Genomic DNA, 15,323 nt, shown 5'->3' with positions numbered 1-15,323 from the left:
GGCGGGGTGGGGCGGTGCTCGCGGTGCCCGTCGACCTGGCATCCGTGTGAACATGAGCCGGGCCGCGAACGGCGGATGCTCGGTCTCGCTTCGCTCGAAATCGGGGGTTGGGGTGCGCTGGGCGCGTGGGGAGGTTGGGTCGGAAGACGGTGCGCGGCGGGGTGGGGCGGTGCTCGCGGTGCCCGTCGACCTGGCATCCGTGTGAACATGAGCCGGGCCGCGAACGGCGGATGCTCGGTCTCGCTTCGCTGGAAATCGGGGGTTGGGGTGCGCTGGGCGCGTGGGGAGGTCGGTTCGGGACGCGATGCGCGGTGTGGGTGGGACGTATCGGGTGATGGTCGACGCAGCGGTCGCTCGGACGCGACCTGGCGCCGTCAGACCGGGACGCCGATGTTGTCGCTGCCGTGGGTGAGGGTGACGGTGGTGACGGACCGGATTCCGGGGGCGTTGCCGAGAACGGGTCGCCGGGATCGTCGTCGTTGTCGTGTTTGCGCCACGCGTCTCGGCCGGCGGCGCAGACCGAGACGCAGCGGCGGCGATGTCGCGATGTTGCGGCGGTAGCGGGGTCAGGCGGTTCGGGCTCGTAGCCAGTCGCGCCAGTCGTCGACGAAATCGGCGCGGGTGGTGCCGAGGACTTCGCGCAGGATGCTGTCTTCGGTGGCCGGGTCCTGCTTGCCCGCCGCGATGCGGCGGTAGAGCTGGACGAGGCGGGGCGGGTCGTATTTCTCGGCGACGAAGGCGCAGATCGACCAGGCCTGCTCGTAGGTGAAGGCGGCGTCGGGGCCGGAGAATCGGGCGTCGGTGGGCAGGTCGTCGGGGATCCGCCCGGCGTGGCCGTGCGCGGTGAGGGTAGGAGCGATGTCGGCAAAGCGCTGGCCCTCGCGATGGTGGGCGGTGTAGTCGGCGAAGCCTTCCAGCATCCACAGCGGGGCGCCGTCGACGGTCTCGGCGCGCGCGGCGATGTGGGTGAGTTCGTGCCGCAGCAGGGTGGCCATGCCCTCGGGGTCGAGGCGGCGCCCGGTGTCGGGACCGAAGACGACACGCTGGCCGGTGGGCCTGCCGCCCGGCGGCAACGGATCGGCGACGGAGGCGGCGGCGACTTCGGCGGGCAGGAGGCCGGGCGAGCGCAGCAGAGCCGCGAATTCGGAGGGCGACGAGGCGACGACGACGAGCGCGGACTGCGCCCAGCCGGGACCCCACACGTCGGTCACCGCGGCGGTGGCGTCGGCGAGCGCGCGCTCCAGCACATCGATTTCGATCCGCTGGTCGGGATGGCCGACGACCAGGGACTGCCGTCCGTCACCGGTCGGCACCTGGCGGGCGATGATCGATCCGAACGGTTCGATGATGCGGCGTACCTCGGCCAGCCTCGGATCGGCGGCCGCCGCCTGACCCACCGCCTCGGCCGCACCCGGTTCCGCCGCTCGCAGTCTCGGCAGCACCGTGTTCGGCACCATGAGCAGCGCGACGCACACGCCGGTGAGCGCCACCACCATCGCGACGGTGAGGCAGAACTCGAATCGCCGCCGCGCCGACCACCACGCGCGAAGTCTCCTCGAGCCGCTCATCGGCGCACCCCGGACGGGGCTACGGCGCCGACGGGCCGTGCGGTGCCGGATGTGCCGCCGGGCTCGCGCGGGTCGCTCACGATCGACCGTCGCCGGTCGGTGCTGTCGTGGGTCGTGCGGTGCCGCTGGTTGGCTCGCTCACGGCCTCTAGTATCGCCGAGCCGAATGGAACGGTGTCGAGCTCATGGGGGCGACCGCGACGGGGACGCCGAAGGTGGAGGCGTGCAGCATGAGCCCGTTGCCCGCGTAGATGCCGACGTGCGAGATGTCGGAGTAGAAGAAAACGACGTCGCCGGGCTGCAGATCGTCCTTGGCCACGGGGGTGCCGTAGGTGGCCTGCTGCGAACTCGTCCGGGGCACGTTCTTGCCGACTTGTTTGAACGCCCACTGGACCAGGCCGGAGCAGTCGAACTGGTTGGGACCGGTGGCGCCCCAGACGTAGGGGTCGCCGACTCGCGTGAGCCCGGCCGCCAGCGCGCTGGTGCCGCTGCCGGGAACCAGGCCCTGCAAGAGGGTGTCGCGGTCGAATCCGGGCGGGAACGGTGATCCGGCGAGAGCGGACTTGTCCTTGGCCGACAGCGCGCTCCACGCCTGCACCACCTCGGCGATGGCGCCGCCGAGATCGCTGCGCTTGTGTTCCAGATCGATGCGCACCGCGTCGGCCTTCTGCGCCGCGGCGCGTGCGGCGTCGGCGGCGGTGCGGGCCGCCGACTCGGCCGCGGTCGCGGCGGCGGTGGCCTTGTCGTAGTGGTCGAGCTGTTCGGAGGTCTGCGCGGACACCACGTCCAGCGTGGACATCTGGTCCAGCAGTTGCTGCGGCGAATCGCTGACCAGCACGGCGAACAGGCGGTTGGTGCGGGCGCCCTGGTAGGCGGCGATCGCGGTGCGGTCGATGACGGGCTGGTAGCGGCGCACCTCGTCCCGGGCGCGGTCGACCATGGCGGTGCTGGCGGCCAGCCGGGCGTCGGCGTCACGCTGGACGGCGAGCTTGGCCTCCAGTTCGGCTTCCGCTCCCAGGGCCTGCTGGTTGAGCTGCTCGGACTGATGAGACAGATCGATCATCCGCTGCACGGCCTCGGTGGCGTTCGTGGGAAGCGCTACGGGATCCGCTCCGGCCGGACCGCCGCTGTAGAGGCCCGCGGCCAGGATTCCGGCTGCCAGCGTCCCGCCCATCAGGCGTTTGGTCTGCTGTCTGCGGTGATGTTCGGCCACAGCCGGCGGTGCCCCGTTCTCTCGTGAAGCGATCTCTCGCGAAACCGACGCGGAGGTCTTCGTCGAACCCGGGGTTTGCGGTGGGCGAACCGCGGGTAATCAATCGAAGGTCTCGGTTAGGTTACGGAACGGCCCGGGTCGATGTCCAGCAGAGCACGAAACGATCACGGAGCCGTCCTGCGGTCGGGCCGCGGCCTCGCGGCCCGACCAGCTGCTTCTCAGAAGCGGCGAGCGCCCGCGACCGGCATCGAGGAGATGGGCGCCACCTTCACGGGCTGGCCGGAAGTGGACGCGTGCACGACGTTGCCGTCCCCGGCGTAGAGGCCGGAGTGGCCGCCGCCGTAGAAGGAGACGAGGTCGCCCGGCCGCAGATCGTCCAGGGACACCGGGCTGCCCGCGGCGAGCTGCGCGCCGCTGGTGCGGGGCAGCTCGACGCCCGCCTGGCGGTAGGACCACTGGACGAGGCCGGAGCAGTCGAAGGCGTTGGGGCCCGCGGCGCCGTAGACGTACGGCGAGCCGACCTTGCTCAGCGCGGCGTCCAGGGCGATGTCGCCGGAGCTCTTGGGGGCGACGAAGGGGAGGGGAGCCGGACCGGGCAGTTCGAGGCCCGGCAGACCCGGCGGCACCGGGACTTCGTTCGGAACCTCGAAGGTTCCCACGCCGGGAATGGTCACCGGCTGGGCTGACGCGGGGGCTGCGGGCAGCAGGAACGCGCCGATGGTGGCAGCGCCGACGGCCCCGGCGGCAACAGCGCGCTGTGCGTGACGCTTGACGGCGTTGGTCGTCATGATGCGGTACTCCCAATCTGCCTCACGACGCCGCACCCGGTGGTGCCGCGGACTGCGTCGGGGCCGCACCGGTCGGCGCGGCGGACTCCGTGAGGTCTCGAAAAGGTTACGAAGACATCACGGTGATTTGTAAAGCGTCGGCAAAGCGAAATGCGGTCGCTCAACAATTTCACCGGCGAATCGGTGTGAGATATGTCCCATCGAATCACGAACAGATAACGGCGGCGTATTCCCAAGACGGCACAGGCTGCGGCGGCTGGGAGAACTGGCCAGTACCGACCGGCGGCCCGAGACCGACTCCGGGATTGTCTTCGCAGGTAGGCCTGCAAAATGTGCCGTAGTGATCAATATGGTCACCCGTTCGTACACCGTAGAGTCAAGGCTTGTCGAGTCGCTCGGCGCGGGGCCGGCGCATTTCGTCCGACTCGCGGCAATGTTTGATACAGTTTTCGACCTTTTGTGATCTGGGTCTCTTTCTCGCATTTCTAGATCATTTCCCGGGTATCGGCCCCGGAATCCCCACGGTGTCATTCGGACATTTCGTGTGGTGTTCGCGCGCCCGGTTCCTGTCGGACCGTGGCCATACGCTGCACGCCGTGCCCGACCCCGCGCCGCGCCCGCCCGCCCAGCAGCTGGCTTTCGACGAGCTCGACACCCCCTTGTACGACACGACATTCGTGGTCGTGGACCTGGAGACCACCGGGACCAGCCCCGGGGCCGACGCCATCACCGAGATCGGCGCGGTGAAGGTGCGCGGCGGGGAGGTGCTCGGCGAGTTCGCGACGCTGGTCAACCCCGGACGGACGATCCCGCCCGCGGTCGTGCACGTCACCGGCATCACCACCGCGATGGTGTACGCCGCGCCGCGCATCGAGGCGGTGCTGCCCGGCTTCCTGGAATTCGCGGCGGGCGCGGTGCTGGTAGCGCACAACGCCCGCTTCGACATGGCGTTCCTGCGCGCCGCCGCGGCGCAGTGCGACACCCCGTGGCCGCCTGCGCAGGTGTTGTGCACCGTGAAGCTGGCGCGGCGGGTGCTCGGGCGCGACGAGGCCCCCTCCGTCCGGCTGAGTTCGCTGGCCCGGCTGCTCGGCGCCTCCACTCAGCCGACGCACCGCGCACTGGAAGACGCCCGCGCGACCGTCGACGTATTGCACGCGCTGATCGGCCGAGTGGGCAACCAGGGCGTCCACAGTCTGACCGAGCTGCTCGACTACCTCCCGGATGTCACGCCCCGGCAGCGCTCGAAACGTGTCCTCGCGGCCGACCTCCCCGCTGCTCCGGGGGTGTATCTGTTCCGCGGTCCTTCCGATGAAGCCCTATATATAGGGACGGCCGTGAACCTGCGCCGCCGTGTCCGCAACTACTTCACCGGCTCGGAGACCCGTGGCCGGATGAAGGAGATGGTGTCGCTGGCGACGCGGGTCGACCATGTGGTGTGCGCGCACGCGCTCGAGGCCGGGGTCCGCGAACTGCGGCTGCTGGTGGCGCACACGCCGCCCTACAATCGCCGGTCGAAATTCCCGAAGCGGGCCTGGTGGCTCACCCTCACCGACGAGCCGTTCCCGCGGTTCTCGGTGGTGCGCGAGGCCGGCAGGGACGCGCTGGGGCCGTTCCACTCCCGCAACGACGCCGCCGACCTGGGTGTGATCATCGCCGAATTCACCGGCCTGCGAACCTGCGCGACGCGATTGTCCCGGCGGGCGGCGCACGAGTGCCCGCCCGCGCTCGTCGGCGGGTGTCCGGCGGGCGCCGGTGACAGGCCGTCGACCATGACGGAGTACGCCCCCGCGCCCGCGCTCGTGCGCGCGTTGTTCGCCGGGCGCAGCGACGCGCCGATCCGGTCTATGCTCGATCGCATCGAAACGCATTGCCGGGCAGAACATTTCGAGGCGGCCGCGCGGCTGCGCGACCGGGCGGCGCGGGTGGTGCGCGCCCTGCACCGAACGCAACGACTGGCCGCCGTGGCTCGCATCGCCGAACTGATCGCCGCGCATCCGGACGGCAACGGCGGGTGGGAGTTCGCCGTCATCCGGTACGGCCGCCTGGCCGGTTCGGGCACCGCACCGCGCGGCACGCCGCCGATGCCCATCGTCGACCAGATCGTCGCCTCCGCCGAAACGGTGGTTCCGACAGGGACTTTCACGCGCGCCGAGGTTCCGCTTCCAGAGCGAGCGGCGTCGATCGGGGAATCCGGGGAGAACGCCGGGGGCGAGGACGCCCCGCCGCTGCGGGGCGCGGCACCGGAAGAGGTGGCATTGATCGCCCGCTGGCTGGCACGGCCCGGCGTGCGGATCGTGCGCACCACGGACGGGTATCACGAGCCGGTGTTCGGCGCGGCGCGCTGGCTGGGCTGGGCGGACCTGGCCGACGCGGCGGTCCGCGCGCAACCGACCGAGCAGGGCTATCTCGACCGCTTAGGCTGAGCGTCATGATTACCGCGATCGTCTTGATTCACGCCGACAACGGCCGCATCCCCGAGACCGCGCAGGCGGTCGCGGACACCGAGGGCGTCGCCGAGGTCTACTCCTGCGCCGGTGACGTGGATTTGATCGCGATCGTGCGGGTGCGCGACCACGAGCAGATCGCCGAGGTGGTGACCGGCCGGATCGACAAGACACCGGGCGTCGAGCGCACCACGACGCACATCGCGTTCAAGTCCTACTCGCGCGCCGAAGTGGAGGCCGGGTTCTCGCTGGGTGAGTAGTCCCGCTCAGTCCCCGACCCGGACACTGCGCACCGCGAAATAGGCGGCGTCGTTGGGCGCCAGCGCCACGACGTCGCCCGAGCATCCCGGCGCGTCGTGCAGGTGGACGACGACGTCGGTGCGGTTGCGGATCTCCACGTCGGACCCGTCGCCGACCTCGAGGCAGCCGACCGGGTTCTCGTAGACGACGCCGTCGGCGAACAGGGCGCCGTCGGCCGCATTCGCCGCCGGGGCGGCGATGATGCCCGCGGCGGCGGGGACGGCGAGTAGCGCCGGGACAGTGGGTCGCATGGCTGTGCTCCTCGTCGGTCGAACCGGTCGGCGCGGTGCCCGGCGAACTCGGCATGCGCCGGATTGCCCGCCCGACGTTACCGCCCCGGCCCGGCCCGGGACCTTCGTTCAGCTCAGCGTGTCGGCCGCGGCGGCAGGCGTCAGCTGTCGCCGAGGGTCTGCGTCAGCTTCGCCCAGCGCTCCAGCAGCGCGGTCGCCGCACCCGTGTCGATCGCCGCGGCGGCGCGCTCGATGCCCGCGGCGAGCGCGGCGTGCAGGTCGGCGTCCGGATCGCCCGCGCCGCGCGACCAGTCGTAGGCGACGATCGCGGCGGCCGAATTCAGCAGCACCGCGTCGCGGACCGCGCCACCGTTACCGGCGAACACGTCGCGGGCCACGCCCGCGTTCACCTCGGCGTCGCCGCCGCGCAGCGCGTCCAGCTCGACCCGGGGGATCCCGATGCGAGTGGGGTCGATGGTGGTCCGGCGGGTCCGTCCACCCGCGACGATCCAGGCCTCGGTGGTGTCGGAGGTGGTGATCTCGTCGAGGCCGTCGTTACCGCGCACCACCAGCGCGCTCGCGCCGCGTTCGGCGAACACGCCCGCGATCACGGGCAGCAGATCGGCGAACGCGCAGCCGACCAGCCCGGCGCGCGGCTGCGCGGGGTTGGTCAGCGGCCCCAGCACGTTGAAGACGGTCGGAATGCCGATCTGGCTGCGTGCCGCGCCCGCGTACCGCAGGGCGGGATGGAACACGGCGGCGAAGCAGAAACCGATGCCGGCCTCCCGCACGCAACGCGCCACACTCTCGGGGCCGAGCGCCAGCTTGACGCCCAGCGCTTCCAGCACGTCGGCGCCGCCGCTCTTGGACGACGCGGCGCGGTTGCCGTGCTTGACCACGGGAACCCCGGCCGCGGCCACCACGATCGAGGACATGGTGGAGATGTTCACCGAGCCGGAGCGGTCACCGCCGGTGCCGACGATGTCGACCGCGTCGCCGTCGATCCGCACCAGCCGGGCGTGCTCGAGCATGCCCGTGGCCAGGCCGGTCAGCTCGGCGGGAGTGGGGCCCTTGATCTTCATGGCGACGCCGAACGCGGCGATCTGGGCGGGGGTGGCGTTGTCGGACATGATCTCGTTCATCGCCCACGCCGTGTCGTCCGCGGCCAGGTCGCCACCGTCGGCGAGGGTTCCGAGCACCTGAGGCCAGCTGCGCACGCTCATTCCACACTTCTCCCGTCGACACCGGTTCCCGCACCGGTTTGGTTGCCTGCAGCCTAGCTGTGTTGGTCTTTCCAGCGCCTGCGGCGCTGGGTGTTCGCGGCCCTCTTGTGGCTCGCGTCCGAGCGACCGCCGCTTGCTCCTTCGTCGCCTACGCGTCGGCCGCTCGGACGCGAGCCGGGCCGCGAACGCGCATGCTCGGTCTCGCTTCGCTCGAAACTCGTGGCCAGGGTGAGCTGAGCGCGTCGGCAGTCGAGTCCGCGCATTGGAGAGCTGCGGCCGTCTTCGTGCGTGGTGGACGAAGAGCGCCGGTTTCGCTTCGCTCGGAATCCGCCAGCTGGGGTCGCGACGTCCGCGGAAGCCAGGTCGGTGCGTTATTACAGCTGCTGCCCCGGTTGCAGGGCGTCCCAGCCGTCGGCGATGCCGTCGTGACGCTGGGCCAGGCCGGCCATGCGGGAGCGCTCCTGGGAGCAGTGCAGGGCGTCGAGCAGCTGGACGCGCTGAAGGATGACCGTTTCGAGCGCGTCGGTGCCCGCGCCACCGACCTGGGGTGCGGGGGAGTAGCCGTCCTGCGCGGCGATCGCGCAGACGGTCTCCACGTGCCGGGGCGGGATGCGCAGATGGTGGCGCAGCACCGCGGGCGCGTCGGGTGTCAGTGCGGTCGCGCGCGCCAGCGCGGCCGAACACGCCTCGGCGTCGTCGAAGCCGGACGAGACCACGACCAGATCGGCTCGGTCCGGGTCCAGGGCGGTGTCCCGGTCCCGCCGCCGCAGCCGCCGCCACAGTGGCACCCGAACCTTCATCTCAGCTTCTCCTTACCCTCGGCTGTCATGCTGGGCGCGCGTTCGTCCGCGTGCGACCCGTTCCAGCGTCGCGCACGCCACTCGCCCGAGGCCGCCCGCCTGGTCCAGAGCCTGTCGTTTCCTGGGTTTTCCGACACGGAGGAACCAGTTTCGTACCCGGGTACGGCCGTCGTACTACGACGAGTCATACTTACCCCCGTGACGACCGCAGTAGGGACCCCAGGATCGGCCATTACCCAGCGTGTGCATTCGCTGAACCGGCCCAACATGGTCAGCGTCGGTACCATCATCTGGCTGTCGAGCGAGCTGATGTTCTTCGCCGGCCTGTTCGCGATGTACTTCGTCGCCCGCGCCCAGGCGCACGGTAACTGGCCGCCGGAGCCGACCGAACTGAACCTGAAGCTCGCCGTGCCGGTCACGGCCGTGCTGGTCGCGTCGTCGTTCACCTGCCAGATGGGCGTGTTCGCCGCGGAGAAGGGCGACGTGTTCGGCCTGCGCCGCTGGTATGTCGTCACGCTGCTGATGGGCGCGTTCTTCGTCGGCGGCCAGGGCTACGAGTACATGAACCTGGTGCACGAGGGCACGTCGATCGCCAGCAGCTCCTACGGTTCGGTGTTCTACATCACCACCGGTTTCCACGGTCTGCACGTCATCGGCGGTCTGATCGCGTTCGTGTTCCTGCTGGTGCGCACCAAGGTCAGCAAGTTCACCCCGGCGCAGGCCACCGCGGCGATCGTCGTCTCCTACTACTGGCACTTCGTCGACATCGTGTGGATCGGGCTGTTCGCCACGATCTACTTCGTCCGCTGATCGTGGACGCCGCGCTGCCCAGCGCGCGCGGTGCGACCCAGGATCTTTCGCAGAAGTCGGTTCCGTCTACTCCAAAGGGACACAGATGAGTTCATCTCCCCCGTCAGCGCCAGAGCCCGCCAGCCCCGGGAACGGCCAGGCCAGCAAGACGCGCAGGCAGCGGCGCGTTCGCCGTCGCATCGCGGGCGGGCTTGCGCTGCTGGTGGGCCTCGTCGGAGCAGGCTTCCTGGCATCGGCCCTCACGCCGGACCCGCAGCGCGCCACCGCGCACGAGGACCAGTCCGCGCTCATCCGCGAGGGGCAGCAGCTCTACGACACGTCCTGCATCACCTGCCACGGCGCGAACCTGCAGGGTGTCGCCGACCGCGGTCCCAGCCTGATCGGCGTCGGCGAGGCCGCGGTCTACTTCCAGGTCTCCTCCGGCCGCATGCCGATGGCCCGCAACGAGGCCCAGGCGGAGCGCAAGCCGCCGAAGTTCGACGCCCATCAGACCGACGCGCTCAGCGCGTACGTGGCGGCCAACGGCGGCGGCCCGACCGTGATCCGCGACGCCGACGGCGAGATCGCCCAGGAGTCGCTGCGCGGTGGCGACATCGCCCGCGGTTCGGAGCTGTTCCGGATGAACTGCGCGTCCTGCCACAACTTCACCGGACGTGGCGGCGCGCTGTCCTCCGGTAAGTTCGCGCCGCCGCTGGAACCGGCCAGCGAACAGCAGATCTACGCCGCGATGCTCACCGGCCCGCAGAACATGCCGAAGTTCTCCGACCGCCAGCTGAGCCCGGAGGAAAAGCGCGACATCATCGCCTACGTGAAGAACGCGACCGAGGAGCACGCCCCCGGCGGCTGGGATCTCGGCGGGTTCGGTCCCGCGACCGAGGCCCTGGCCATCTGGGTGGTCGGCATCACGCTCGTGGTCGGCGCGGCGATGTGGATCGGATCCCGGTCATGAGCAATAGCGAGAAGGAGCGAGACGACATGGGTCGGCCGGATGAAGGCCACGACGCGCATCTGTCGAAGGAGCAGTCGGTGAACGCCAACCCGGCCGAGCCGACCGAGGCGGACCTCGACAAGATGTCACGCGACGAGCTGGTCAAACTCGGTACCGAGCGCGACGGCGTCGACGTCGCCTACCGCCGCGAGCGGTTCCCGATCCCGGGCACCCGGGCGGAGAAGCGCGCCGAGCGCGCGGTGACCTTCTGGTTCGCCGTGTCCGGCATCGCGGCCGCGGCGCTGGTCGGCGTATTCCTGTTCTGGCCGTGGGAGTTCAAGGGCAAGGACGAGGAGGGGCACGGGCTCTACTCGCTGTTCACCCCGCTGGTCGGCCTCACCTTCGGCATCTCGGTGCTGGTCATCGGCGTCGCGGTGGTGCTGATCCGCAAGCTGTTCATCCCCGCCGAGCTGTCCATCCAGGAGCGGCACGACGGTCCGTCGCCGGAAGTCGAGCGACGCACCCTGGTCGCCGAACTGCAGGACGCGCTGGATACCTCCACGCTGGGGCGTCGCAAGATGATCACCCGCACCGCGGGCGCCGGCGTCGGCGTGCTGGGCGTCGGCGCGCTGCTGGTGTTCGTCGGCGGCCTGATCAAGAACCCGTGGGCCAAGGGCGACAAGTCGCCGCTGTGGGTCTCCGGCTGGACGCCGGACTTCCCGGGCGAGACCATCTACATCCGCCGCGACACCGGTCGCCCGGAGGACGTGGTGCTGGTGCGCCCGGAGGACCTGGACGCGGGCGCCATGGAGACGGTGTTCCCGTGGAAGGAGAAGTGGCGCGGTGACGAGCACGCGACCCTGCAGTCGCTGCGCGGCATCCGCAACGCGGTCATGCTGATCCGCCTGCGCACCGAAGACGCGCAGAAGGCGATCAAGCGCAAGGGCCAGGAGAGCTTCAACTACGGCGACTACTTCGCCTACTCGAAGATCTGCACCCACCTCGGCTGCCCGACCTCGCTGTTCGAGCAGCAGACCAACCGGATCCTGTGCCCCTGCCACCAGTCGCAGTTCTCCGCGACCGAGTGGGGCAAGCCGATCTTCGGTCCCGCCGCTCGCGCGCTGCCGCAGCTGCCGATCACCGTCAACGCTGAGGGCTTCCTGGTCGCCAACGGCGACTTCATCGAGCCGCTCGGCCCGGCCTACTGGGAGCGCCGTTCATGAGTCCTTCAGTCGCAGCCCAAGCCAGCGAGGCGGACGAGCGGTACCGCGCCGCCGCCTTCATGAAGCGGTCGATCAACAAGGTCTTCCCGACGCACTGGTCGTTCCTGCTCGGCGAGATCGCGCTCTACAGCTTCATCATCCTGCTGCTGTCGGGCGTGTACCTGACCCTGTTCTTCGATCCGTCGATGAGCGAGGTCGTCTACAACGGCGCCTACCAGCCGCTGCGCGGCGTGACCATGTCACGGGCGTACGAGACGGCGCTGAACATCACCTTCGAGGTGCGCGGCGGCCTGTTCGTCCGGCAGGTGCACCACTGGGCGGCCCTGCTGTTCGCGGCGTCGATCATCATCCACTTGTTCCGGATCTTCTTCACCGGCGCGTTCCGCAAGCCGCGGGAGGCGAACTGGGTGATCGGTTCGCTGCTGCTGATCCTGGCGATGTTCGAAGGGTTCTTCGGGTACTCGCTGCCCGACGACCTGCTCTCCGGCACCGGTCTGCGGGCCGCGTTCGGCGGTATCACGATGAGCATCCCGATCATCGGCACCTGGATGCACTGGCTGATCTTCGGCGGCGACTTCCCCGGCGACATCATCATCCCGCGGCTCTACATCGCGCACGTGCTGTTGTTCCCCGGCATCATCCTGGCGTTGATCGCCGCGCACGTAGCGCTGGTGTGGTACCAGAAGCACACTCAGTTCCCCGGTCCGGGTCGTACCGAGAACAACGTGGTGGGCGCGCGGATCGTGCCGGTGTTCGCCGCCGATCAGGGCGCGTTCTTCGCCTTCACCCTCGGCATCGTGGGCATCATGGGCGGCGTGTTCCAGATCAACCCGATCTGGAACCTGGGTCCGTACAACCCGTCGCAGGTGTCGGCGGGTTCGCAGCCGGACTTCTACATGATGTGGACCGACGGCATGGCCCGGCTGATGCCGCCGTGGGAGCTGTACCTGGGGAACTACACGGTCCCGGCGGTGTTCTGGGTCGCGTTGATCATGGGTCTGGTGTTCACCGTGCTGATCGCCTACCCCTGGATCGAGAAGCGGCTGACCGGCGACACCAGCGCGCACCACAACCTGTTGCAGCGTCCGCGCGACGCCCCGGTCCGGACCGCGATCGGCGCGATGGCCATCGCGTTCTACCTGGTCCTGACGCTGTCGTGTGTCAACGACATCATCGCGCTGAAGTTCGACATCTCGCTGAACGCGACCACGTGGATCGGACGCATCGGCCTGCTGATCGCGCCGCCGGTGGCGTACTACCTCACCTACCGGTTCTGCCTCGGCCTGCAGCGCAGCGACCGCGCGGTGCTCGAGCACGGCATCGAGACCGGCGTGATCAAGCGTCTGCCGCACGGTGAGTACATCGAGGTGCACCAGCCGCTCGGTCCGGTCGACGACCACGGTCACCCGATCCCGCTGGAGTACCAGGGTGCTCCGGTCCCGAAGAAGATGAACCAGCTCGGTTCGGCCGGTAGCCCCGGCACCGGCAGCTTCCTGCGTCCCGACCCGCAGGAGGAGAGCGACCGGCACTTCGAGATCGATCACGCGGAAGAGCACAAGCAGCTGAAGGTGCTGCAGCGCGTACAAGAGGCGGCGAACGGCAAGAACGGCCACTGACGCCCGTCACGCGAACGGCCCCGAGTCGATTCGACTCGGGGCCGTCGTGCGTCATATCGTGGGTGTCACAGGCGGGGAGTGGCCCGTCGTGCGGCCTCGATGGCTTCGAACTTGGCCAAATTGTGCCGGGCGTCGGCCAGCGCGTCGTGCGCGTCCGGCGGGATGGGCGGGAGTTCCGGGCGGCCGTGCGCCTCCCAGTGCTGGCGCAACTCATTGGTGTAGCGCGGCAGCGCGTTGGGCAGGTCGACCATGGAACCCCACAGCTGACACAGGGCGACGTGGTCGTAGGCGGAGACCCATGCCCACAGTTCCGGTTGCACCGTCGGCCGCGGCACCAGGAACGCGTACAGCTCGTCCCGGATCCGGTCGCGGCTGCGCCACAGCGGCGAGGAAGGCGAAGGCAGCTGGGGCAGCACGAATTTGCGCACCCAGGGCCCCGCGCGTCGGGCATCGAATTCGGTGGACACCGCGTAGTACTCCCTGCCGTCCTCGCAGACGACGCCGATGGAGACCAGATCAATGGTCACACCGTCCTCGATGAATTCGCAGTCATAAAAATATCGCAGCGAGATCGGTCTCTCCTCGGCTTCCGGTGCCGTCGCGGCAGGTGAAGGGTTCCCCGGCAACCCTATGGTGACGTGTGCCGAGCGTCGCGCAAGGGTCCATACGGTGGAGATTTTCGACACCTTGGTGCCGGACTCGACCACTGCCACCGGGTATCCCCACGGGGCGGGCGGTCCGTATTCTGAAGTTGTGAACTGGACCGTCGACGTACCCATCGATCGCCTGCCGGAACTGCCGCCGCTGCCCGCCGAGCTGCGCAGGCGGCTGGACGACGCGCTCGCGCGACCTGCGCTGCAGCAGCCGTCCTGGGATCCGGAGCAGGCGGCCAAAATGCGCACGGTGTTGGAGAGCGTGCCGCCGATCTGCGTGCCCGCCGAGGTGGAGGAGCTGCGCTCCCAGCTGGCCGAGGTCGCGCGCGGTGAGGCGTTCCTCATGCAGGGCGGCGACTGCGCGGAGACCTTCGCCGACAACACCGAGCCGCACATTCGCGGCAACATTCGCACGCTGCTGCAGATGGCGGTCGTGCTCACCTATGGTGCGAGCCTGCCGGTGGTGAAGGTCGCGCGGATCGCGGGCCAGTACGCCAAGCCGCGCTCCTCCGACACGGATTCGCTCGGCCTCAAATCCTACCGCGGCGACATGGTGAACTCGCTGGCCGCCGACGCGGCGCTGCGCGAGCACGACCCGTCGCGCCTGGTCCGTGCCTACGCCAACGCGAGCGCCGCGATGAACCTGGTGCGCGCGCTCACCGGCGCGGGCATGGCCGACCTGCACAAAGTGCACGACTGGAACCGCGACTTCGTGGCCAAGTCGCCCGCCGGTGCCCGCTACGAGGCGCTGGCCGAGGAGATCGACCGCGGCCTGGCGTTCATGACCGCGTGCCGGGTCAACGATCCGAGCCTGAAAGCGGCGCGGATCTACGCCAGCCACGAGGCGCTCGTGCTGGACTACGAGCGCGCCATGCTGCGGTTGAGCGAGAACGCGATCGGCGAGCCGGTGCTCTACGACCTGTCGGCGCACTTCCTCTGGATCGGCGAGCGCACCCGCCAGCTCGACGGCGCGCACATCGCGTTCGCGGAATTGGTCGCCAACCCGATCGGCTTGAAGATCGGCCCGTCCACCACGCCCGAACAAGCCGTGGAATACGTGGAGCGGCTCGATCCGAACAACGAGCCGGGCCGGCTGACCATCGTGTCCCGCATGGGGCACAGCAAGGTCCGCGACGTGCTGCCGCCCATCATCGAGAAGGTGCAGGCCACGGGCCACCAGGTGATCTGGCAGTGCGACCCGATGCACGGCAACACCCACGAGGCGTCCACCGGCTTCAAGACCCGCCACTTCGATCGGATCGTCGACGAGGTGCAGGGCTTCTTCGAGGTGCACCACGCGCTCGGCACGCACCCCGGCGGCATGCACATCGAGCTCACCGGCGAGGACGTCACCGAATGCCTCGGCGGCGCCCAGGACATCTCCGACCTGGACCTGTCCGGCCGCTACGAGACGGCCTGCGATCCCCGGCTGAACACCCAGCAGTCCCTGGAGCTGGCGTTCCTCGTCGCCGAGATGCTGCGCTGAGTTCCCGCGTCCGGGCCGCGTGGTCGTCGCCGATCCGCGGGC

The 15,323-nt window shown here is 69.7% G+C and carries 14 protein-coding genes; 7 read left to right on the top strand and 7 right to left on the bottom strand.

What is annotated here, in order from left to right:
- Positions 1 to 566: 566 nt before the first annotated feature.
- The 3 genes from ABZ552_RS32755 to ABZ552_RS32745 all read right to left on the bottom strand — a co-directional run bounded on the left by ABZ552_RS32755 (position 567) and on the right by ABZ552_RS32745 (position 3,568).
- Positions 567 to 1,568: a hypothetical protein gene (locus ABZ552_RS32755; RefSeq protein ID WP_281874606.1), complete on the bottom strand. Its 1,002-nt coding sequence runs from the start codon at positions 1,566 to 1,568 to the stop codon at positions 567 to 569.
- Between the two features lie 147 nt (positions 1,569 to 1,715).
- A complete protein-coding gene (locus tag ABZ552_RS32750) occupies positions 1,716 to 2,741 on the bottom strand; it encodes an NlpC/P60 family protein (RefSeq protein WP_281881081.1) in 1,026 nt (341 codons plus the stop codon).
- Positions 2,742 to 2,998: 257 nt separating this feature from the next.
- Positions 2,999 to 3,568 (bottom strand): C40 family peptidase, encoded by a 570-nt coding sequence (locus ABZ552_RS32745; protein WP_281874604.1) that lies wholly within the window; start codon positions 3,566 to 3,568, stop codon positions 2,999 to 3,001.
- Between the two features lie 596 nt (positions 3,569 to 4,164).
- Between ABZ552_RS32745 and ABZ552_RS32740 the strand changes: the two genes are divergently transcribed.
- Together ABZ552_RS32740 and ABZ552_RS32735 are read left to right on the top strand one after the other, a co-directional pair.
- On the top strand, positions 4,165 to 5,991 hold the full coding sequence (locus ABZ552_RS32740; protein WP_357441731.1) for a DEDD exonuclease domain-containing protein: 1,827 nt from the start codon (positions 4,165 to 4,167) through the stop codon (positions 5,989 to 5,991).
- A gap of 5 nt (positions 5,992 to 5,996) precedes the next feature.
- Positions 5,997 to 6,272: an Lrp/AsnC ligand binding domain-containing protein gene (locus tag ABZ552_RS32735; protein WP_063020259.1), complete on the top strand. Its 276-nt coding sequence runs from the start codon at positions 5,997 to 5,999 to the stop codon at positions 6,270 to 6,272.
- A 6-nt stretch (positions 6,273 to 6,278) separates the two neighbouring features.
- Here ABZ552_RS32735 and ABZ552_RS32730 read toward each other — a convergent pair whose 3' ends face one another.
- From ABZ552_RS32730 to ABZ552_RS32720, 3 genes are all read right to left on the bottom strand, one after another.
- Positions 6,279 to 6,563: a hypothetical protein gene (locus tag ABZ552_RS32730; RefSeq protein WP_281874602.1), complete on the bottom strand. Its 285-nt coding sequence runs from the start codon at positions 6,561 to 6,563 to the stop codon at positions 6,279 to 6,281.
- Between the two features lie 140 nt (positions 6,564 to 6,703).
- Positions 6,704 to 7,765, bottom strand: coding sequence for an anthranilate phosphoribosyltransferase (gene trpD / locus ABZ552_RS32725; protein ID WP_281874601.1), 1,062 nt, complete (start codon positions 7,763 to 7,765; stop codon positions 6,704 to 6,706).
- Positions 7,766 to 8,139: 374 nt separating this feature from the next.
- A complete protein-coding gene (locus ABZ552_RS32720; RefSeq protein ID WP_357441729.1) occupies positions 8,140 to 8,565 on the bottom strand; it encodes a hypothetical protein in 426 nt (141 codons plus the stop codon).
- Positions 8,566 to 8,763: 198 nt separating this feature from the next.
- Here ABZ552_RS32720 and ABZ552_RS32715 point away from each other — a divergent pair, with 198 nt between their 5' ends.
- The 4 genes from ABZ552_RS32715 to ABZ552_RS32700 all read left to right on the top strand — a co-directional run bounded on the left by ABZ552_RS32715 (position 8,764) and on the right by ABZ552_RS32700 (position 13,142).
- Positions 8,764 to 9,375 (top strand): heme-copper oxidase subunit III, encoded by a 612-nt coding sequence (locus ABZ552_RS32715; protein WP_159840341.1) that lies wholly within the window; start codon positions 8,764 to 8,766, stop codon positions 9,373 to 9,375.
- 85 nt (positions 9,376 to 9,460) lie between these two features.
- Positions 9,461 to 10,324: a cytochrome c gene (locus ABZ552_RS32710; protein WP_281874599.1), complete on the top strand. Its 864-nt coding sequence runs from the start codon at positions 9,461 to 9,463 to the stop codon at positions 10,322 to 10,324.
- Positions 10,325 to 10,350: 26 nt separating this feature from the next.
- Positions 10,351 to 11,526, top strand: coding sequence for a ubiquinol-cytochrome c reductase iron-sulfur subunit (locus ABZ552_RS32705; protein ID WP_159840372.1), 1,176 nt, complete (start codon positions 10,351 to 10,353; stop codon positions 11,524 to 11,526).
- A complete protein-coding gene (locus ABZ552_RS32700) occupies positions 11,523 to 13,142 on the top strand; it encodes a ubiquinol-cytochrome c reductase cytochrome b subunit (protein WP_357441726.1) in 1,620 nt (539 codons plus the stop codon). Before ABZ552_RS32705 ends, ABZ552_RS32700 begins: the two co-directional genes overlap by 4 nt.
- A gap of 65 nt (positions 13,143 to 13,207) precedes the next feature.
- Here ABZ552_RS32700 and ABZ552_RS32695 read toward each other — a convergent pair whose 3' ends face one another.
- A complete protein-coding gene (locus ABZ552_RS32695) occupies positions 13,208 to 13,708 on the bottom strand; it encodes a polyadenylate-specific 3'-exoribonuclease AS (RefSeq protein ID WP_281919479.1) in 501 nt (166 codons plus the stop codon).
- A gap of 187 nt (positions 13,709 to 13,895) precedes the next feature.
- On the opposite strand from ABZ552_RS32695, the gene ABZ552_RS32690 reads away from it, so the two are divergent.
- On the top strand, positions 13,896 to 15,281 hold the full coding sequence (locus tag ABZ552_RS32690; RefSeq protein ID WP_281874597.1) for a class II 3-deoxy-7-phosphoheptulonate synthase: 1,386 nt from the start codon (positions 13,896 to 13,898) through the stop codon (positions 15,279 to 15,281).
- The last annotated feature ends 42 nt before the right edge of the window (positions 15,282 to 15,323 follow it).

The organism is Nocardia sp. NPDC019219 (assembly GCF_040632645.1).
In the GTDB taxonomy this organism is placed as follows: domain Bacteria; phylum Actinomycetota; class Actinomycetes; order Mycobacteriales; family Mycobacteriaceae; genus Nocardia; species Nocardia sputorum.
The sequence above is the reverse complement of the archived record's forward strand: the minus strand, read 5'-3'. Positions and strand labels throughout refer to the sequence as shown.